The sequence below is a fragment of the Candidatus Enterococcus huntleyi genome (assembly GCF_009933175.1).
In the GTDB taxonomy this organism is placed as follows: domain Bacteria; phylum Bacillota; class Bacilli; order Lactobacillales; family Enterococcaceae; genus Enterococcus_K; species Enterococcus_K huntleyi.
On the sequence record NZ_MAEJ01000001.1, the window covers coordinates 252034 to 272275 of the forward strand.

The following is a 20242-nucleotide window of genomic DNA, read 5'->3' on the forward strand; positions in this document are numbered from 1 at the left end:
TAATAATATAAAAATGAACGGCTCTCTGCTCAATCAGCAGTTAGCCGTTCATTTTTTATGTTTTTGATTCTACGTTTTTTGTTTATACTTCACAATCTGGCGTACGATTTGCTCTTCACCTTCAGCTTCTAGTCTTATACTCAAAGCGTGTGTAGAGCGCGTAAGCGAAGCTGGCAAAGAGTAATGGGCCTGTGATGAGTGAGGCTAGGTTGGCGTAATTACCTAATTTTAGTGGCTCATAGAGTTGAAAGCTGATAGCGATAAAAATACAGGCGCAGACACTGAGTGATAAGAGCTGGTTCACTTTCTGATTTTGGATGAAGAGTGCGTGTTGTGGCACGATTTTTTTCTTCAAAAAGAAAGGGAAACTGATCGCTACGATAAAGTATGGTAAGGCGCGTGAAATATTGGTCATGTAGGTTAGTTGATTGAATAAATTCCCTACAAAGTGATTATTTACAGAGAGTGCAAGGATGCAAAGAGCTACGATTACTGCTTGCAAATAAAGCGCGCGGATTGGCATCTTTTGTGGATTACTACGTAATAGTTTTGGTGACCAAATTTCTTTTGGTGTGCCTTTAATTAGACTTTTCAATGGCCCGTAACTAATCGAAGAGAGTAAGCCGAGATAGGCTGCCATCAAGGTGAAGGCTGTATACCGGACAAAAATTTGTTGTAAGAGTGCGCTTGTAGCGGCCGAAAAATGAAATGTTTGGGCTAGGTTAGCGGCCAAATTTTCCATTAATTGATACATCAGATTTCCCAGATGAATGTGTTTGGATTCTCTCAGCAGGGTTAAATCATTGGCGCCGCTCCACAAAATGATGCCTAGACAATAGAGTGCAACAATTACTCCAGCGCTTAAAATTAGGGCTCTGGGGTATTTCTTTTGACTGTCGCTAGTTTTATCTGAGAGGCTGGCAACGGTGTCGAGTCCGCCGAAAGCTGTGATGGAAAAAATGAAAAAGGGCAGCTGTGAGGCGAATTGATTGGTAGTGCCTTGAAAGAAACTAACTGCTTGAAAACTTTTACCAATATTTGGCCAAAATTGATCCGCGTGTTGCATAATTAGCGCGAGGTTGCTGACTAATGACAGGCAAAGGAGACCGAGCATGGCGAAGCTACTTAATTTTAGAAAAGTCACGATGGCTGGAAACCCACGACTGATTAGCCAATGAATGAGAAAGACTAGACTGATGGCGACAGCGGCTAAAATCACGTTCGTCGGCAGAGAAAACCAGGTGTCAGCTTTGGTTAAATCTTCACCAAAAAAAAGAATCGATAGCGGAATGGTTAATTTCATAAAGAGGCTGACCATCCAAGTGAAGTAGCTGCAATACCACAAGAAAACCGTGATAAAGGCGACTTTTGGCGAGAGGGAATCCTTCAGCCAGTCGTAAAGCGTACCTGATTTGTGGGCATATTTTTTAGTATATTGAGCAACGATTAAGGCATAAGGAATAAAGTAAAATAGGGCACTGACTAAAAACCATGGGAGTGCTTTAACCCCCATCATAAAGTAGGCTGTCGCCATACTTGAAAAGGAATAAACAGTGGTTGTAATGATTAAAATTAGGGAAGATACCGATAGATTCTTAGACATAAAATGCAGTCCCTCCAAGGAAGTTATGGTATTATATTAGTGAGTTTTCTAACAAAGTTCAATCGGATCTGCGAAAGTTTTGGTTGAAAGAACAGAATATAGGGAATTGGAGTAGTGAAAATGGGAGACATCCAAGCGTTAATTGAAGAGAAACTGAAAGACTGGCAAGTGGATTTTGTCGGACTTGCTGAAAATGTTGCTCCACCCGAGGCGCCAAAAGAAATTCATTGGCTGTATGTTGCTGGCAATCAGAGTCAGGCCTATAAAAATATTCGTTTGCAGGTTGGCCGTGGGATTGCTGGATTGGTTTGGAAAACAGCGCGACCGCAAATGGATCGCGATATCATGAACGACGTGGCGAAAAGGCTGGAATACCCAATTGCTCGCACAGAGAAATTAGCGAATGTTTATGCTGTTCCTGTAATGTCTAAACATGACGTGATTGGCGTCTTATTGACGGGCTACCGGAGCGACTGCACAGCGTTCGATATCGAAGCGATTGGTCGAGCAGCAGAAGAGTTGGCTTCATTACTCCAAGGAGATGAGTGAGAACATGCAAGAGGAACAAAATCTTTTCCGGCATATCCAAAAAGCATTGTGGCTGTTAACGACGGATTATCAGGTGATTTGTAAGACGAAGTTGGCAGAGGAATTGGAACAGGTGTATCCGTTTGATTTGAAGAAAATCGTGGAGATCAGTTTGGGCCAAGGCTGTGCCTTACATAGTACAAAAAAAGAGTGTCTGCAGTGTCCCCTGGAGGAAACCATCTCGGCGGCTGGCTTTCCATTCAAGAGTTTGACGAAAGAATCGGAATTAGCAGAGTTTTGGGGGCGAGTTGATTTTTCAGAGGATCAGCTGATGTTACAAATTGAACCGGTGGCTGAGGAATTGCCTGGTGCTGCGGATCATTCAGTTTTTGATTATCTGAATGGTGTGCGAGAGATGGAACGCAAAAAAATCGCTCAGGATTTACATGATGGGATTGCTCAGAGTGTCTATAGTTTAATGTTGGAAACGCGCGGCTTGAAATGGATTGAAAAAGGGACGCAGGCTGAGAAATTACAAGAAATCGATCGGCATTTTTCAGAAGTCTTAACGGAAATTAAAAATTTAGCTGGGGAATTACGGCCGATGTCGCTGGATGAATTCGGCTTGGTGCCAGCTCTGGAACAATTTATCAAGCGAACGATTGAGATGACAGGCTTTGAGATTGATTTTCTGGTAACGGGGTGCGAACAGCCTTTAGTAGAAGCGGCGCGCACGGCGGTTTATCGGATTATCCAAGAAGCGATTGCCAATGCGATGAAGTATTCTGGGGAGAACCAAGCCAGCATTTTGTTGGATTTTAAAGAGGATACGCTAGCTGTGACCGTTGAGGATGCGGGACAGGGCTTTAATTTGGCAAAAGAAGAGCGCGGCTTTGGCTTACTCAACATGAAAGAACGAGCGCACGCGGTTTCTGGTGAGCTGACTATTGAGTCTGAACCAGCAAAAGGCACCAAAGTTTTCTTCACGATACCAGTAAGGGAGTGAGTTAAAATGAACATTTTGATTGCTGATGATCACGCGATGGTCAGAAATGCGCTGGCTTTTTTCATTAATGCCCAAGCCGACATGCAGGTCGTCGGAGATGCTGCGGATGGTCACGAGGTTTTCATGAAATTGGAGCGGCTGCCTGTCGATGTGGTGTTGATGGATATCAGTATGCCACCTGGCGAAAATGGCCTTTTAACGACACAACGGGTCAAGGAATCGTATCCGCAAGTCAAGGTCATTATTTTGACGATGCATGATGAGGAATCTTACGTGCGCAAATCGTTGAGTGCGCACGCGGATGGCTTTATTTTGAAGAATGCTAGTGATGATATTCTGATTGAGGGGATTCGTGCGGTCGCAAACGGGCAGCGTTATTATCACGGTTATACGGAAAAAGAGCTGAGTGAGATTGAGCTTTCCGAGGGTGATTCACTCTATGCGAGTCTGTCCAAACGGGAAAAGGAAATTTTGCCGCTGATTGCGCTAGGCTATAACAATAAGGAAATTTCCGAGCGGTTATTTATTTCAGTGAAGACCGTCGAAGCCCATAAGGCAAATATTCGAAAAAAATTGAATATCGAAGGCTATGCTGGGTTGCTGCGCTATAGTTTGAAACATCACTTGGTTGACTTCTAAGAGGAATCAATAGAATGGAAGGTATAGCAGATTCGAAGGTACAAGAGGATCGAAGAGATAGGGAAAAAGATCCAAGGGAAATAAAAATTCAGATAAATAGGAGGAATAGGATGAATCAAGGAGTCATTTTCGTATTACATGGGCGTAAAGGGCAGGTTTCAACAAAAAATAATGCAGTTGTTCAATCGGTGATCGATGAGCTATCGGTACCCGGCAAGATTGGTTTGTTAGAAGGTGATGAGCAGACGTTGGAGGATGCGATGCAAGCGCTTCTCTCGTTGAATGTACAAGAAATATTGTTTGTGCCCGTCTTGTTATTCCCCGCTACGCACGTCAAAGAAGATTTGCCTCAACGGGCGCAGGAATTCTTAAAAGATCAAGCTACCTATCGTATCGCTGAGCCACTAGCGACGACCGATGCTGTCGAAAACTTTTTGGTGCGTTCAATTCAAGAAGCCCGCGAAGAAGAAAACTCAGAAAAGGGGAATTCTGAAAATGCACAGCTGGAAGTTTTAGTGATTGCACACGGGACGCCTCATTATGAGGAGCCTAATCTGCAGCTGAAGCAAGTGGCGAAGAAAGTAGAAGCACGGCTTAATGTGCCAGTCTATACGGCGAATCACATCGGGGAAGAACGCTACCTAGATTTCTTAGAAGAGCATCAAGAAGGTTTGCTGATTCAGCCGTTGTTCCTGACGGACGGCTTTTTGACAAGAAAAATTCAGACAAACATTCAGGAAGCGCGCGGACAGAAAGATCGATTTTTACCGACGATGGAAGAAAGTCCGGAGTTGAAGGAAGCTATCGTAGAGAGAGTGCGTGAATTGTTATGTACCCAATCCTAGTCGACGTTTCAAAAATAACGATTGTCGTAGTTGGTGGCGGCAAAATTGCTACCCGGAAAATCAAATCGTTAGTGGAAGCCGGCGGACGACCGATAGTGATTGCGCCTCGGGTTTCTGATGTAATCGAAGAGTTTGCACAGAAGAAGCAAGTGATTGTGAAAAAAAGAGCGTATCGTGAAGGCGATATTCAGCATGCTCAGATGGTTTTTATCTGTACAGATGACGAAGTGGTGAATCAGCATGTGCTTAGTGAAGTGACCCCAGAACAATTGGTCAACGACACAACCAAACAGGAAAATAGTAACTTTTTCAACATGGCTTTTCTAAGAGAGGACCATGTCGGTGTCGGAATTACCACGTATGGCGAGTGTCCGACAGAAGCGAAACAAATCAAAGAAGAGCTCAAGGGATTTGTACAGGAAAAAGAGCAAGCGTTGAAAAAGGGTGAAGAGCTCAGAGGCATTAGAAATTCTGAAAATCGTGAATAAAACACAAAAATAGACCTCAGATAAGTGTATCGACCCCCGAAAGTTAGACCAAAAAATCTAACTTTTGGAGGTCGGTATTTTTGTGTTTCCAGACGTATTTTATGTAAATAAAAGTTGAGCTGAAATACTACCAAAAACTCGTAAACATCTCCCTCGAAGAATTACTCGAAGTAAAATAATTCCTCGAACTTTTTATCTAGTGTAATGCATAAAATCAAGGCTAATTTAGCGGTTGGATTGAACTGCAAGGTTTCGATCGAGCTGATGGTATTTCGCGAAACGCCAATCATTTCAGCTAACTGCGCTTGTGATAATTTGGCTTCTGCTCGGGCTTCTTTTAAATGATTGTATAAAATCAGATTATCTTTCATTATTGTCCCACCGTACTCACAATATACCAGACTAAAAATGCGAGACATAAGACGCCAGTAAGCAGTGAAAAGTATAAAGCTGAGCGATCTTTTCCTCTTTTAAATCGATAAAACGAACCTACGGATAAGAAGATGAATAACAGAGAAGCAATGTCACCAATCGGTTGATTCACCCAATTTTTATAAATAAATAAGAGTAGTGCTAATCCGCATAATGCGAAAAAACCTTGATCATCACTAAACTGATTGGTTTGTTCTTGCCCTTCGTCAACGCCTTCTGCTTTGTATCGTTTTAGAATGTCTTCTTTATTCATGATTGTCTCCTCCTTTTTTATGACAAGTTTGCTTTGCATAGTTTTGCTTTATCCTTGACAAGAAAACTTGTCAAGGTGTCTGAAGTGGATTCTGAAAAGGTAGCGACGATATTGCTCGATTTCCATCATTTATCCGATCGTTCATGCCATGTTCATTTCAAAAAAGTTTTTCCATTTTATCAGATATAGGGGATTCCCTAATATAAATAGCGCGAGTTATCTACTATATTGTGAAGAGGATAACAAATGAAAATTATAAAGAGGTGGACCCTATGAGCGAACGTTTAGTCGTGATTGGTAACGGTATGGCCGGTGTTCGAACGGTTGAGGAAATTATTAGCCGTGATCCAGAGCGTTATGAAATTACTATTATTGGTAAAGAAGAGTACCCGAATTACAACCGAATTATGCTGTCGAATGTCTTGCAAAAGAAAATGACGGTGGATGAGATTATCACGAATCCTTATGAGTGGTATGAAGAAAATCATGTCGCGTTGATTAATCATGACCCGGCTGTCGGTGTTGATGTGGCTGACAAAGCAATCACGACTGAATCGGGCATGCGGATTCCTTATGACAAATTAATTATGGCGACTGGCTCGCATCCGTTTATTTTGCCGATTCCTGGTGCAGATAAAGAGGGTGTCGTGGCGTTTCGAACGATTGATGACACGGCGGAAATGCTGGCAGCTTCGGCTCAATATAAAAAAGCGGTCGTGATCGGCGGTGGCTTACTTGGTTTGGAAGCGGCTAAAGGGTTACAAGAGCAAGGTATGGAAGTGACCGTGGTTCATTTGGCTAAATGGCTGATGGAAACACAGCTGGATGAAAAAGCGGGTCAGTTATTGCAAATGGAGTTGGAAGATCAAGGCTTGCATTTCTTAATGGAGCATGCGACGCAAGAAATCTTAGGCGACGAACGTGTAACCGGCTTGAAATTCGCTGACGGAACAACGATTGATACGGATCTCGTAGTGATGTCGATTGGGATTCGTCCAGCAGTTGAACTGGCTCGCGAGATGGGCTTGACGGTTAATCGTGGGATTGTCGTGGATGATTTTATGGAAACCAGCCTGCCAGATATTTATTCTGTCGGTGAATGTACCGAGCATAATGGCGTTTGTTATGGCTTAGTTGCGCCTCTATTTGAGCAAGGAAAAGTTCTGGCGGATGTCTTGACGGGCAAAGAAGCAAAAGCTTATCAAGGGTCGACCACCTTTACTTCACTGAAAGTTTCTGGGGCTGATTTGTATTCGGCAGGAAATATTTTAAATACGGATGACATGGATAGCATCGAAGCCTATGATAGTAGCTCGAAAAAATACAAGAAGATTTTCTTGAAGGATGGCAAAATTCAGGGGATCGTTTTATATGGCGATACTGAGGATGGTAGCCGTTATTATAACATGATGAAAAAAGGTCAAACTATCGACGATTTACAGTCAATCGCTGTCTTACAAGCCGTTGGTGAAGGCGCTGGTATGGGTGATGATGTTCTTTCATGGGATGATGATGAAACGGTCTGTGGCTGTAATGGCGTGTCGAAAGGCGATATTTTACGGAATATTCGCGAAAAAGGCTTAACTAGCGTAGCAGAGGTTGGAAAAGTGACCAAAGCTGGTACTTCTTGTGGAAAATGTAAGCCACAGGTTCAAACGTTATTAGAAAGTGAACTAGGCGATGCCGTGACGACTGCTTCTGGGATTTGTGCCTGTACTGATCTGAATCGTGACCAAGTCGTGACGCAAATTTATGCCAAACATTTGACCAGCACGAAGGAAGTTTTTGAAGCGTTGGATTGGAAAAATCCTGAAGGCTGTTCGAAATGTCGTCCAGCAGTCAACTTCTATTTGAATGTCGCTTGGCCGTTAGAGCATGAAGATGAGCGGGAATCGCGAGTTGTGAACGAACGGATGCACGCCAATATTCAAAAAGACGGAAAATTCTCAGTCATTCCAAGAATGCGTGGTGGACAAACAACGCCGCAACAATTGATGAAGTTGGCGCAAGTAGCTGAAAAATATCAAGTACCACTAGTCAAAGTGACTGGTTCACAACGGATCGGTTTATATGGCGTCAAAAAATCAGACTTGCCAAAAATTTGGGAAGAATTGGATATGGTTTCAGCACAAGCTTACGGAAAAGTTTTCCGTTCAGTTAAAACCTGTGTTGGTAAGAGTTTCTGCCGTTTTGGTACCCAAGATACGATGGGCCTAGGCGTTAAGCTAGAAGAGCGTTTTGAATATATCGATACCCCGCACAAATTTAAAGTCGGCGTTTCTGGTTGTCCAAGAAGCTGTGTCGAATCTGCTGTGAAGGATTTCGGAATCATTGGGGTCGAAAATGGTTTCCAAATCATGATTGGCGGAAATGGTGGAACAGACTTGGTTGAAGCACAACTCTTAACGACTGCCGAAACCGAAGAAGAAGTCATCGATATTTGTGGCGCGATGTTGCAATACTATCGTGAAACAGGTATTTACGGCGAAAGAACAGCGCCATGGGTCGAACGAATGGGCTTTGAGAATGTCAAAACCGTCTTACTAGATGCCGAAAAACGCCAAGAATTATGGACAGCTTTGGATAAAGCAACTGAGGCAAAAGGCCGCAAAGATCCTTGGGGACCGATTACTAAAGATGTCGATTTACGTGAAAAAATGTATACGATTGAAAATCCTGAAGTCGTGGGAGGCAGATAAAATGACAAAAGTATTGGCTACTAAAAAATCAAAATTAATTCCTCGCGTCGGTCGCTTAGTCACGATTGATGAGAAGAAGATTGCTATTTTTGAAACAACGGATGGACAAGTCTATGCGATAGAAGATTACTGCCCGTTGACGGAATCACCAATTTTAGAAGGCATTGTCTCAGGAGAATTCCTGTATGAACCGATGCGAGAATACAAAATTTCATTGGTGACAGGAGAAATTCAAGAGCCTGATGAAGGACAACTAACCGTTTATCCTGTGACGATTGACGGTGACGACATCTATCTGGAGGTGTAGTCATGATCTCTTTTGTTGGTGCTGGTCCAGGAGATATTGAGTTACTGACAGTCAAGGGGCAACGCTTGTTGGAGACAGCCGATGCGGTGATTTACGACCGCTTGGCTAATCCACTGTTATTGTTTCATTGCAAAAAGACCTGTGATTTCTTCTATGTTGGCAAAACACCGTACCAACCTTCCATGAAGCAAGCTGAAATTAATCAGTTACTCAGTGAAACGCCGAAAAACTATCAACGGGTGGTTCGCCTAAAAGGCGGCGACCCGGAGATTTTCGGGCGCTTAACCGAAGAATTAGAAGTCGTGACCGCTTTAGGTTATCCTTTTGAGATTGTGCCAGGCATTACCGCAGCTAGTGGCAGTGCCGCTTATAACGGACTTTCGCTCACCAAACGTGGGATTGCTCGCGGCGTGACATTTTTGACTGGCTACGTCCAAGAAAATCAAGTCAATCAAGTAATGGAATTACCGAAAGAACAAACTTTGTGCTTATACATGGGCATTGAAGCTTTGAAAAGCTGGATACCTCAATTAAAAAATAGCCCAGCCAAAGATTGCAAACTAGCAGTCATTGAATGGGGGACTTTAGGTCGGCAACGTAGTGTCTTTGGCACCGTTGAGACTATCGAAAAAGAATTAGCAGACAAACAAATTCAGAATCCGGCGATGATTTTGATGGGCGATGCAATCGATGAAGCGTCAGCTTATCCGTGGTTCGAGGAACTAGACTATGTGAAAGAACGTATCTTAATCGTTTCAACTGAAGTACCGACAATGGCGGAGCTGGTGGAATATACCAGTCAAGGCGCTGATCTTTGGTGGCAACAAGTCGGGCCAACCCGTGATACACGCTTTGATGAGATTACACAACGTATCAAAAAAGACGGCAACTTCTCGACACTCTTGTTCAAAAGTGAACAAGCGGAAATGTTTTATCGAGAAGAAATGGAAACTGATAAGTAAGCAGTATCCGAAAATAAAAGTTAGCTAGTTTGTTTCAATTAGTTTAATCGAACGATTGAACAGAAAAAACACCAAAAAGTTTAAACAGACACTCATAACTAAATGTATATCAGAAGGTAAAAATACAGATAATTTAAGATAAATCAAAGCTAAAATAAAAATCAAAATAGAAGAAAATGATCGAATAAAGGAGCGTAAATTTTATGTCTTTATCACCAAAGGAATTAGTCGATGATGCGATTAGTAGAGGGAAAGCGAAGGCTAATTATAGTGTATTAACGACGGCTGTGTTGGCTATTATGGCAGGAGTATTTATTGGGCTTGCCGGAGTGGCGATGATTCGCACGATGGGCTCAATGCCGAAAGAGTGGGGGACCTTGGTTAATTTGTTGGGTGCGTTGATCTTCCCTTTTGGACTTATTTGTTTATTATTAGTTGGTGGCGAATTAGTGACGGGCAATATGTTGGCTGTTTCGATGGCGTTGTATGCCAAAGAAATCAGCTTGAAGCAGTGGGCTCGGAACATGTTTTTAGTGACGGTCTTTAACTTAGTTGGCGCAGTGGCTGTAGCGGTCTTTTTCGGCTACTTTTCTAATACGCTACAAGGACCTTTTGTTGAACGGACGATCGCTGTGGCTGCTGGCAGAATCGCGGATGCTCCGATGGCTACTTTTTTATCGGCGGTGGCTTGTAACATTTTAGTCTGTACCGGCGTTTATATGAGTTTTGCGGCGAAAGATTTTATCGGCAAAATTGTCGGTATCATGCTACCAATTACTGGGTTTGTGATTGCTGGTTATCAGCACGTGGTGGCCAATATGTTCTTATTAGCAGCTGGCTACTTGGCGGGTGGCGTGACTTTGAGCCAATTTTCAATCAATATGGTGGTTGTCTGGTTAGGAAATTTAGTCGGTGGCGGCGGAATTCTTGCTGGCATGTACTTCTTAGCCTTTAAAGTAGGAATGAAAGAGACGCCTAAATAGAATCCGAGTTGCGTTCCAATTAAGTTCAAATTGAGTTAAAGCTGAGTTCAAGTTGAATTAAATCGATATGAATTGTACGGAAGCAGAACTAGTTGAAAAAATGGCGGACTCTTCTATAATAGGAAGAAGTAGCAGAAATATGCATGTGGGAAGTGGAGATAATGAGAACGTTGAAGGTTGGTAGTCGAAAAAGTGCGCTGGCGATGAAGCAGACGCAGTTAGTGGTGGACGCAATTAAAGAAAATCATCCGGAATGCTCGTTCGAAATTATCGGCATTTCAACCAAAGGGGATCGTTTGCAGCAAGTCCCTTTAGCGCAAATCGGCGGGTCAGGCGTTTTCGTCAAAGAGGTAGAACATCAATTGCAAGAAGGCCTGATTGATTTTGCAGTGCATAGTCTGAAAGATATGCCAGCCATTTTACCTGACGATTTGATGCTAGCAGCGACACCTAAGCGCGCGACGCCATTTGACTGTCTCATCTTGCAGGACAAAGAAAGCTTAGCTCAGGAAGAGCCATTATTAATCGGCACTAGTAGCGTCAGAAGAGCCAAACAATTAGCAGAGGCCTATCCGCAAATGACCTTCACACCAATCCGCGGCAAGATCGAAACACGCATACAAAAAATGACAACAGAGAATTTAGATGGGACAGTTTTGGCCTGTGCCGGACTGGAACGTTTGGACTATTTTGATAGACTGCCCGCCTATAAAGTTTTGACGCCAGAGGTTTGTGTACCGGCTGTCGGGCAAGGAATATTAGGTGTGGAATGTCGCAAAGAGGATACCGAGCTGATTCAGTTATTAGCGGGAATTACCCATCAAGAAACCCATGAAGCCGCGCAAGCCGAGCGACAATTTCTACGGCGAATGGATGGGAATTGTGAGATTCCGTTAGGCGGCTATGCAGAAAAATCAGGCGATGAATGGATTTTTCATGCTTATTTAGCCAAGGATCGTTCAGCAGAAGGACGCTATCTTCGATTGGTCGGAGCAAATGCCTTTGAGTTAGCGAATCAGGCGGCAGATGAATTGCTGTAAGTGGGGGTTAAGATAATGAGTAAACCAACAATTCTCTTAACTAGAGCCGAAACTTTGAATACGGCGGATCAAGAATTTTTTGAGCAAATGGGCTACCAAACGCAGATTATTCCATTGGCTGAGATTGTTCAACTTCCTTTGAGTCAGCGAGCTGTGAAGAATCTTAGAAATGCAGAATGGCTCTTTTTCACGAGTCAAGCACCGGTGCTCTCGGTGTTGAAACAGGCCAATAAGGCGAGTAAGGTCGCAGTGATTGGCAAGAAAACGGCGGCGATAGTCAGGAATTCTGGATTTTCAGTGGATTTTATCAGCCCAATTGAGACAAAGGCAGCGATGGTTTCAGCTTGGAAAGAGCATTATCCAGAGAGCACCACAATTTTTTATGCCAAAAGTCAATTAGCGGATACGTATGTGGCGCAGCAACTGGTTGGAAATTATACAGTCTATGCGCAGACAACTTACGAGAATCGTTTGCCAGAAGTAGCAGCAAGTCGGCTTCAAAAAATGCAGCAAGTAAAAGCAATTCAAGCGGTGTACTTAACGAGTCCATCAGCTTGGCGACGATTTCGTTCTATATATCAGGGTGAAATAAAAGAGCTTCAACTGATTGCGATTGGTCCAACGACACAACAAGCAATTCAGCAAGACGGTTTCCAGGCAATTCGTAAGGACCAGATGAAATTAGGCTAAAGTTGTGCGAGTAGAGCGGAAAAAAAGATTTATACGTTTAAAAAGCACGCAAGATAAGAGCATTATAAAAAGAACGCTCGACTGAGAGGGAAAACCATCAGTCGGGCGTTCTTTTTGGATTGGAATTTATAAATCTTCAGAATCAATCAAAGGAAGGTAAGTGTCTAATCATCTAGTATCTACACACAAAATCGCCCAAACATTATACTATGTTAGGTTATTTGATATTTTAGTATCCTGCTACACACGGCTCTTGAACAGCCACAGTTGCTGGAATTGATTTATTTTGGCTCTTCTTTGGAATAACCTGGAAAATTTTCGGCACGCATGCGCAGGACAATAGACAAGTTTTACTTCGTCCCTCCGCGTGATGATAGTAAGCGAATGGTTTTAAACTATGCTTGCCCTTCACAAATAACCAATAATATGTGGCCAATTTATGACTTTGAATAACTTGATAACTGGTCTCGTCTGCATGGAAGGCTTCTTCCTGGTTGAGGTAGTATTTTAAGCGTTCTACCATCTTTTTTGATTGATTCTGAAGCTGGATAAGGATGAGCTCATTTGTTTTCACTAAAAAAAGTCTCTAATACACTTGATAAATCAACTATACTCGGGGGTGTTTGATTGTTATAGCTACTCTTTTATTAGATACTTGCAAAAAAGGATGGATTTTTTTAGAAATTCAAAAAAACATTCCCTGTTATTTATTTATAAGGTATAATAAAATAACATGCTCAAAAAATAATTGGGCTGTTTAAAATAACTGAAATATGAAAAAAAGAAAGTAGGCTATCGAATGAAAAAAATGGTTTTTACATCTTTAGCAGTCATTTCCTTGTTAGGACTTAGCGGCTGTGGAAAAGAAGAGGCAGCAACTACTAAAACTAGTACCAGTGAAACACAGACATCGGAGAGTAGCTCAAGAGAAACTGAGACTAAGAAGGAGTCTGCTACTGCAGGTACAGGAGATTGGGCAGAGGTTCAAACTAAGTTAAAAGAGACGACTGAAGCAAAAAATATGACGACTATATTTGAACATAGTGAACCAATCGTCAATGAAAATAATCAGGTTAGCGTAACAATTAACGGCTACCAATACATAAAATTAGAGGATGTTTCTAGAGATTTCAGAATCGTATTTGGCGATCAAGTTAAAGAAGCCGGTGTGCTACTTATCTCTGCGACATATGAAAATAATAGCGATAAAAGCGTGTATGTAGGACCAGGATTTTCGATGTCTGTTGTCGGCTATTCTTCATCAATTGGGTGGAATCCTGATTTATTAGAAGATAATTTATTAAGCCAAATGGTTGCTAGTAAAAATGAAGTGAAACCGGGTGAAACAATCTCGGGCTATGTCGCTTTATCAGTTAAACCAGAAGCTATGGCAAAAATTGAGGAATCTGGTGTTGGTGAATTAGAATTTGTTGGAATGTATAGTAAACCGGATAGTTTCAGCAAAGATGATGCCCTTGTTGAGCCAGGAAAAGAAACAATTACGTTATCTAAAGCTGGCGAAACTAGTCAACAAGCTGCCGCAGAATTTTACGGCGATAAAGTTACAGCAGATAACATGGGAACAAAAACTATGATTGAAGCAAAAGAAATCAACAAAACTGAAAAATTTGAGGATGTTAGTGTAACGGTAACTGGCTATCAAGTAGCAGATTTTGAACCCAATGAAGACCAAGCGTCAAGATTTTCTGATTTTGAAACAGGCGTAGTCCTAGTTACTGCAGAAGTTATCGTTAAAAATGATGGAACTGAAGCCTTAAACGTGGATGATACTTCAGCAACATTAGCTATTGGTAATTCAATCAAAATGATGAGTGAAAACATGCTACAAGTCGATTCTGGTGCCGATAATGTTGGAAAAGGCCAAGAAGGAACGAAATATTTAGTCTTTACTTTAGATAAAGAGTCTTATGATAAACTATATAAAGATCAAGGATTGGTTCTAGATGTGAACATTTTAAACACTGAATTTGAACGTATCACAAGCCTTAACGATTTAACATTTGAATTGAAATAAAACGGTATTGCTGAAAATAGAAAATAGTTGTATTTTTGGCATATAAAATAAAAGAGCCCGTATAAAAGGAACAAATTCCTTTTTATACGGGCTCTTTGTGTGGACAGGTAACTAGATGACTAACAAAAATAACTGCTAAGGAGCAACTATCGAACAGCTGAGGCAAACTGATTGAATCCTATTCGTTATTTGATTCATCGATTGTTTGCGTGTACTTATCTTTAAGAGAGAGTGCACCAAAAGTTAATGATATTCCGCCATAGACAAGGGTCATTGGTGAGGCGTAGATGCCAAAAATTAAAACTACCCAAGAAATGACAAAGGTATTGCCTGCCTGAATGAATAGATGGATAAATAAAGGAATGACGATTGCCGAAATAGGCAGAAGTGCGAGTATTCCATCAAATATTAGAACAGGTTTCAAGGCTTCTTTGCGAACCATGGCTAGATGAATCACTAATTTGATTACGAATATGGCAACAAAAACAAGTGGCGCCTTGAATAAAAAGCCTAACAATGCGAATAAAAATAAATCAAGCGTACTGAAAACGGTCGCGATTTTTGTATAATTATGTTTCAAAGGAACCCCTCCAGACTGGTTAGAGATAGCAGCTTCTACTAAAAAGATCTGTAAATAGATGCTTACTTGTAGTTTACCGAATTTTCGAAATGAACGCCAACTATTTTGAAAAAATAAAGGTAGAATGGAGAAGTGGATGGGGAAGAAGCAAGCAAATTCAAATAAATGGGCATATGACAAAATTTTGTCATATGCCCGTTTATGGATATAAGTGAGAAATTAATAGACGCATCTACTGCTCGTAAGTCATTTAATAAAAAATTGTTGATTTTCGAATATCTCTAAGTATTATGGTTGAAAGCTTTTTCGTATAATAATCTCTGATCCTAATAAAACCGTCTTAGTAATCTGTCTAGGATAAACAATTTGATCAACCAGCATATCTATTGCAGTTTTAGCAATTTCTTCCACATCAATCCGAAAAGTAGTTAGTGGTGGGGAAACAAACTTAGATATCTCCGTATCGTTAACACTGATTATTTCTAAGCGATCTGGGATAGAAATATATCTTTCATTAAATGCTTGAAGAGCACCAACAGCAATTGTATCTGAGGCAATGAAGAAAGCATCAGGTAAGTCATCACCTAACTGATTGATTAATTCTAAGGTTAATTCATACCCTTGATTGACGGTGAATTTTCCTTTAGAAAAAATATATTCTTCGTTTAATACCCCTTTTTTCTTTGCATACTGACGGAAGGCAATCTCACGACTATCAGATTCGTCTTCATCTTCATCCGGATTATGAAAGGCGCCGCCGATAAAACCAATTTTTTTATAGCCTTTTTTTAGGAAGTAATCAATTGCTTGGCGAGTAATTCTATCTGTATCAGGCTTTACGGTATCAAATAAATCAGGCTCAGGGTTCAATTCTAATAAGACACCATTTGGACACTTCTCTTTAAGTGTTAACAGCTCCTTGCTCGTAAACGAACCCACACCCACAAATCCTGAAACTGAATCGGGTATTTGTATAGTGTCTTGTTCATGTTTAATCATTTCAATTTCCATATTACTTAGTTGGGCATATTTTTCTAAAGATAGACGTAGTTGTTGGAAATAAACATCTTGTAATTCTTCTTGTTCAGTTAACCAAAATAATACGGCAATTTTTTCCAACGTTGTTTTAATTTTTGAACGATCATACCCCATTGAAAGTGCTGTATGTATGATTTTTTGTTTGGTTTCATTTGTTATAGAAAGTGAAGAGTCTCCTTTGAATAAACGAGAAACTGTTGCTTGTGAATAGCCGGAATTTTTTGCAATTTCTTTTAGAGTTACCATATATATTTCACCTCAAATACAGTATACACTTAATTTATAGTAAAAGTAAATAAATTTACTAAATTATATTACTTTTTAAAGATATATAATTTATTGTAGTGGAGATCAGAAGTTCGAAGTTAGTGATGAATTCTGCGTGTTCCGTCTATTATTCAGAGTTTTATTGCTTTTTTAGCACGTATGTTGGTAAATTTATTTACCTTTAAAGTAAATTATGCAAATAAAATACTTTACAAATTAAGTAAAATAATTTATTATAGTTCTTGTAGATAGCGTTTTCAAAATCATTAAAATGAAAAGGTGGAAATAAAATGAAGAAGATTACGATGTTTTTATTAGCTAGTTCAGTTGTGTTGGGTTTGGCAGCATGTGGTCCTAAAGGTGATTCAGCAAGTGACTCACCAGAGAAATCGAGTAATAAAGAATATGATTTGCTCGTTTGGGAAGACCAATCAAAGTCTGCAGGGATTGAAGATGCGGTTAAAGCATTTGAAAAAGAAAATGATGTGAAAATTAAAGTCGTAGAAAAAGCATATGGTGGACAGATCGAAGACCTACGTTTAGATGGACCTGCCGGAACTGGTGCAGATGTCATTACGATTCCTGGAGACCAGATTGGTACTGCGGTAACAGAGGGATTGATTAAAGAATTGGCTGTCGATGAGGATACGCAAAGCATGTATACAGAATCTGCTATGCAATCGCAAATTGTCGATGGAAAAGTTTATGGATTACCAAAAGCTGTTGAAACACAAATTTTATACTATAACAAAGCATTGATTTCCGAAAATGAATTGCCAAAAACAGTCGATGAATGGCAGGCATATTCTAAAGAAGTAACAACAGATGATAGCTATGGATTATTAGCTCTTTGGGATCAAATCTATTATGCACAAGGCGTCCTAAGTGGATATGGCAGTTATGTATTTGGTCAAAATGATGACGGTAGCTATGATCCTAGTGATATTGGTCTTGCTAATAAAGGAGCAATCGAAGGAGCAGAGGTTATCAAAACATTTTATGATGAAGGATTATTTCCATCTGGGTTAGTCGGGGAACAAGGAATTAACGTATTGGATTCTCTATTTACAGAAGGGAAAGCCGCAGCTGTCATTTCTGGACCATGGAATGTCGCACCTTATAAAGATGCCGGAGTTGACTATGGAATCAAAGAATTACCAATGCTTGGCAATGGTGAACATATGGGTTCGTTTATCGGTGTGAAAAGCTATAACGTCAGCAGCTATACTAAAAATGCTGAGTTAGCTGAAAAATTTGTCACCTTCATTTCAAATGAAGAAAATTCAAAAGTACGTTATGAAAAAACAGGGGAAGTACCTGCAGTTACGGCTTTAGCTGATGATCCTTCAGTGAAAGAAAGCGAAAGTGCTGTAGCAATTGCAGAACAATCCAAATATGCGGAGTTAACACCTGGGATTACAGAAATGAACTCTGTCTGGAAACCAATTGATGCCGCTCTTCAAACAGTCGCGACAGGAAAGGCAGAACCAAAAGAGGCTTTGACTCAAGCGGTTGATCAAATCAAATCAGCTATTGCAGCAAATGGTAACTAAGCTGTAATCAATAGAAAAATAGAATAGGGACTTTAGCTAGGCAGAAGATAGAGAGAAACAGCGATTGTTTCTCTCTTAAACATAGAGTTTAACTAAAGGAACTTAGGTAAAGTTTTAGACGTACTCTAATGAAAAGGGAGATTGTTTTATGAATGACACAGTGAATCAAACAGGCTCTAGGGCTAAAAAAGCGGCACTTTTTTCAATCATTCCTGGATTTGGTCAGTTTTATAATAAGCAAAAGATAAAAGGTGGATTATTCTTATTTTTCTTTGCTATGTATCTGATCGTTTTTAAAGATTTATTCAATATGGGTTTATGGGGAATTGCGACGCTAGGAACTGAAGTACCAAGAGATAATTCAATATTTTTACTGGCAGAAGGACTTGTCGCTTTGATTGTCATTGCTTTCGGTGGCTTATTTTACTATTTAAATATTCGTGATGCTTATAAAAACGGTGAATTAGTTGATCAAGGCTTGGAAGTAAATTCAATTAAGCAAAGTTATCAAGCTTTATTAAAAGAAGGCTATCCATATTTAATGAGTAGTCCAGCATTTATTTTATTAGTTTTTTCAGTTATTTTTCCGATTTTATTCAGTATTGCTCTGGCATTTACAAACTACGATTTATATCATTCCGCACCGGCAAATTTAGCCGATTGGGTGGGGATAGAAACATTCAAAAAAATCTTTACGGTTGATATTTGGCGAGATACATTTTTCAACGTACTTGGTTGGACAGTTATTTGGACATTGGTTGCGTCTAGTCTACAAGTCGGAATTGGTGTCTTTTTGGCTGTAGTCGTTCATCAAAAAGACCTTCGCTTCAAAAAATTCTTCCGGACGATTCTTGTCTTACCGTGGGCAGTTCCAGGGTTTGTGACAATCTTAGTCTTTGCGGGAATGTTCAATGATAGCTTTGGTGCAATCAATAATACGATTTTGAATTTTCTTCATATTTCACCGATTCCTTGGCTAACAGACGCCAACTGGACTCGCTTAGCATTGTTACTGATTCAAGGTTGGTTAGGTTTCCCGTATATTTTTATTGTCACTACAGGAACTTTGCAATCTATTCCAGAAGATTTATATGAAGCGGCTACGATTGATGGTGCGTCGGCTATTCAGAAATTTAAAAAGATCACTTTGCCGTTAGTTCTTTATTCAATGGCACCAATTATCATCACGCAGTATACCTTCAACTTTAACAACTTTAACATCATTTACTTATTTAATTCTGGCGGTCCAGCAGTTCCAGGTTCGACAGCAGGCGGAACAGATATTCTGGTCTCTTGGATATATAAATTAACGATGCAGAATAGTCAGTATGCTTTAGCAGCAGCTTTAACGATTATGTTATCGATTGTCGTTATAGGAATCGCCTTGTGGCAGTTTAGACGAACAAATTCTTTCAAGGAGGAAGTTTAATATGAAAAAAAATCATGCAGGTCTTAAAACGCAACGTCATATTAAATTAACTCTGACTTATCTTTTGTTGATCGTGATGGTTGTCGTGATTGTCTATCCTTTATTATGGACAATCGGAGCAAGTTTTAATCCCGGGAATAGTTTGGTTAGTACGAGTTTGATTCCTAAAAATCCGACGCTTTCTCATTATACAAGACTCTTTGCAAATGAAGGCACGTTGTTTTATGGGCAATGGTATCTGAACTCGTTGAAAATCAGCTTCTTCACCATGTTATTGTCATTAATTTTCGTTTCGATGACCGCTTATTCGTTCTCAAGATTCCGCTTCACTGGAAGAAAAAACGGCTTGATGTTGTTTCTTCTTTTGCAGATGATTCCACAATTCTCTGCTTTGATTGCGATTTTTGTGTTAGCACAAATGCTAGGCTTAATTAATAGTCATTGGTTGTTAATTTTGATCTACGTAGGTGGACAAATTCCGATGAATACTTACTTGTTAAAAGGGTATTTTGACTCAATTCCCTTGGACTTAGATGAGAGCGCAAAAATAGATGGTGCTAGTAATTCACGAATTTTTTGGCAGATTCTAATCCCGTTATCTCGTCCAATGTTGGCAGTTGTTGCGATGAATGGTTTTACAGGTCCATTAGGAGATTTTGCATTATCTTCAGTATTACTTAGAAATCCAGAATATTATACTTTACCAATTGGCTTATACAAATTAGTTACAGATAAAATGGGCGCAAGCTATACAACGTTTGCAGCAGGGGCAATATTAATCAGTATTCCAATTGCACTAGTCTTTGTCTCATTACAAAAACATTTTGTTTCAGGCTTGACTGCTGGTGGAACGAAAGGATAGGAA

The 20242-nt window shown here is 40.3% G+C and carries 21 protein-coding genes; 15 read left to right on the forward strand and 6 right to left on the reverse strand.

The features are described from left to right. Positions 1–121: 121 nt before the first annotated feature. Positions 122–1603, reverse strand: a complete 1482-nt coding sequence (locus BAU15_RS01010) for an amino acid permease (protein WP_161840890.1) — start codon at positions 1601–1603, stop codon at positions 122–124. Between the two features lie 120 nt (positions 1604–1723). Between BAU15_RS01010 and BAU15_RS01015 the strand changes: the two genes are divergently transcribed. The 5 genes from BAU15_RS01015 (at position 1724) to BAU15_RS01035 (ending at position 5109) form a co-directional block, all read left to right on the forward strand. Beyond that, the gene (locus tag BAU15_RS01015) at positions 1724–2152 is read left to right on the forward strand and encodes a GAF domain-containing protein (RefSeq protein WP_161840891.1); all 429 of its coding nucleotides are present in this window, start codon (positions 1724–1726) and stop codon (positions 2150–2152) included. 4 nt (positions 2153–2156) lie between these two features. Further along, entirely contained in the window at positions 2157–3137 is a 981-nt protein-coding gene (locus BAU15_RS01020) for a sensor histidine kinase (RefSeq protein ID WP_161840892.1), read from the forward strand. Between the two features lie 6 nt (positions 3138–3143). After that, positions 3144–3776, forward strand: a complete 633-nt coding sequence (locus BAU15_RS01025) for a response regulator transcription factor (RefSeq protein WP_161840893.1) — start codon at positions 3144–3146, stop codon at positions 3774–3776. A gap of 110 nt (positions 3777–3886) precedes the next feature. Next, positions 3887–4621 carry a sirohydrochlorin chelatase gene (locus BAU15_RS01030; RefSeq protein ID WP_161840894.1) on the forward strand — a complete coding sequence of 245 codons (735 nt, stop codon included), beginning with the start codon at positions 3887–3889 and terminating at the stop codon, positions 4619–4621. After that, on the forward strand, positions 4606–5109 hold the full coding sequence (locus BAU15_RS01035; RefSeq protein ID WP_161840895.1) for a precorrin-2 dehydrogenase/sirohydrochlorin ferrochelatase family protein: 504 nt from the start codon (positions 4606–4608) through the stop codon (positions 5107–5109). Before BAU15_RS01030 ends, BAU15_RS01035 begins: the two co-directional genes overlap by 16 nt. Before the next feature lie 161 nt (positions 5110–5270). Here the strand turns inward: BAU15_RS01035 and BAU15_RS01040 are convergent, their stop codons facing one another. Together BAU15_RS01040 and BAU15_RS01045 are read right to left on the reverse strand one after the other, a co-directional pair. Next, positions 5271–5480 (reverse strand): helix-turn-helix transcriptional regulator, encoded by a 210-nt coding sequence (locus BAU15_RS01040; RefSeq protein WP_161840896.1) that lies wholly within the window; start codon positions 5478–5480, stop codon positions 5271–5273. Beyond that, positions 5480–5794, reverse strand: a complete 315-nt coding sequence (locus BAU15_RS01045) for a DUF6442 family protein (RefSeq protein WP_161840897.1) — start codon at positions 5792–5794, stop codon at positions 5480–5482. The genes BAU15_RS01040 and BAU15_RS01045 overlap by 1 nt, the downstream gene beginning before the upstream one ends. Positions 5795–6066: 272 nt before the next feature. Here BAU15_RS01045 and nirB point away from each other — a divergent pair, with 272 nt between their 5' ends. From nirB to BAU15_RS01075, 6 genes are all read left to right on the forward strand, one after another. After that, positions 6067–8493, forward strand: a complete 2427-nt coding sequence (nirB, locus tag BAU15_RS01050) for a nitrite reductase large subunit NirB (protein ID WP_161840898.1) — start codon at positions 6067–6069, stop codon at positions 8491–8493. A gap of 1 nt (position 8494) precedes the next feature. Next, a complete protein-coding gene (locus tag BAU15_RS01055) occupies positions 8495–8800 on the forward strand; it encodes a nitrite reductase (NAD(P)H) small subunit (protein ID WP_161840899.1) in 306 nt (101 codons plus the stop codon). Positions 8801–8802: 2 nt separating this feature from the next. Then, positions 8803–9762 (forward strand): uroporphyrinogen-III C-methyltransferase, encoded by a 960-nt coding sequence (cobA, locus tag BAU15_RS01060; RefSeq protein ID WP_161840900.1) that lies wholly within the window; start codon positions 8803–8805, stop codon positions 9760–9762. 203 nt (positions 9763–9965) lie between these two features. Continuing rightward, positions 9966–10745: a formate/nitrite transporter family protein gene (locus BAU15_RS01065; RefSeq protein ID WP_161840901.1), complete on the forward strand. Its 780-nt coding sequence runs from the start codon at positions 9966–9968 to the stop codon at positions 10743–10745. Positions 10746–10906: 161 nt separating this feature from the next. After that, positions 10907–11785, forward strand: a complete 879-nt coding sequence (hemC, locus tag BAU15_RS01070; protein ID WP_161840902.1) for a hydroxymethylbilane synthase — start codon at positions 10907–10909, stop codon at positions 11783–11785. 15 nt (positions 11786–11800) lie between these two features. Beyond that, on the forward strand, positions 11801–12475 hold the full coding sequence (locus tag BAU15_RS01075; protein ID WP_161840903.1) for a uroporphyrinogen-III synthase: 675 nt from the start codon (positions 11801–11803) through the stop codon (positions 12473–12475). A 229-nt stretch (positions 12476–12704) separates the two neighbouring features. On the opposite strand, the gene BAU15_RS01080 is transcribed toward BAU15_RS01075, so the two are convergent. Continuing rightward, positions 12705–13049: an IS66 family transposase gene (locus tag BAU15_RS01080; protein WP_272927901.1), complete on the reverse strand. Its 345-nt coding sequence runs from the start codon at positions 13047–13049 to the stop codon at positions 12705–12707. Between the two features lie 225 nt (positions 13050–13274). On the opposite strand from BAU15_RS01080, the gene BAU15_RS01085 reads away from it, so the two are divergent. Further along, the gene (locus tag BAU15_RS01085; RefSeq protein ID WP_161840905.1) at positions 13275–14510 is read left to right on the forward strand and encodes a DUF4352 domain-containing protein; all 1236 of its coding nucleotides are present in this window, start codon (positions 13275–13277) and stop codon (positions 14508–14510) included. Positions 14511–14688: 178 nt separating this feature from the next. Here the strand turns inward: BAU15_RS01085 and BAU15_RS01090 are convergent, their stop codons facing one another. Beyond that, positions 14689–15090, reverse strand: coding sequence for a hypothetical protein (locus BAU15_RS01090; RefSeq protein WP_161840906.1), 402 nt, complete (start codon positions 15088–15090; stop codon positions 14689–14691). A gap of 288 nt (positions 15091–15378) precedes the next feature. Continuing rightward, positions 15379–16374: a LacI family DNA-binding transcriptional regulator gene (locus tag BAU15_RS01095; RefSeq protein WP_161840907.1), complete on the reverse strand. Its 996-nt coding sequence runs from the start codon at positions 16372–16374 to the stop codon at positions 15379–15381. Positions 16375–16685: 311 nt separating this feature from the next. Between BAU15_RS01095 and BAU15_RS01100 the strand changes: the two genes are divergently transcribed. The 3 genes from BAU15_RS01100 to BAU15_RS01110 all read left to right on the forward strand — a co-directional run bounded on the left by BAU15_RS01100 (position 16686) and on the right by BAU15_RS01110 (position 20239). After that, positions 16686–17948: a galactooligosaccharide ABC transporter substrate-binding protein GanS gene (locus tag BAU15_RS01100; protein ID WP_161840908.1), complete on the forward strand. Its 1263-nt coding sequence runs from the start codon at positions 16686–16688 to the stop codon at positions 17946–17948. A 148-nt stretch (positions 17949–18096) separates the two neighbouring features. After that, on the forward strand, positions 18097–19377 hold the full coding sequence (locus tag BAU15_RS01105; RefSeq protein WP_161840909.1) for a galactooligosaccharide ABC transporter permease GanP: 1281 nt from the start codon (positions 18097–18099) through the stop codon (positions 19375–19377). Between the two features lies 1 nt (position 19378). Continuing rightward, on the forward strand, positions 19379–20239 hold the full coding sequence (locus BAU15_RS01110; RefSeq protein WP_161840910.1) for a galactooligosaccharide ABC transporter permease GanQ: 861 nt from the start codon (positions 19379–19381) through the stop codon (positions 20237–20239). Positions 20240–20242 lie beyond the last annotated feature (3 nt).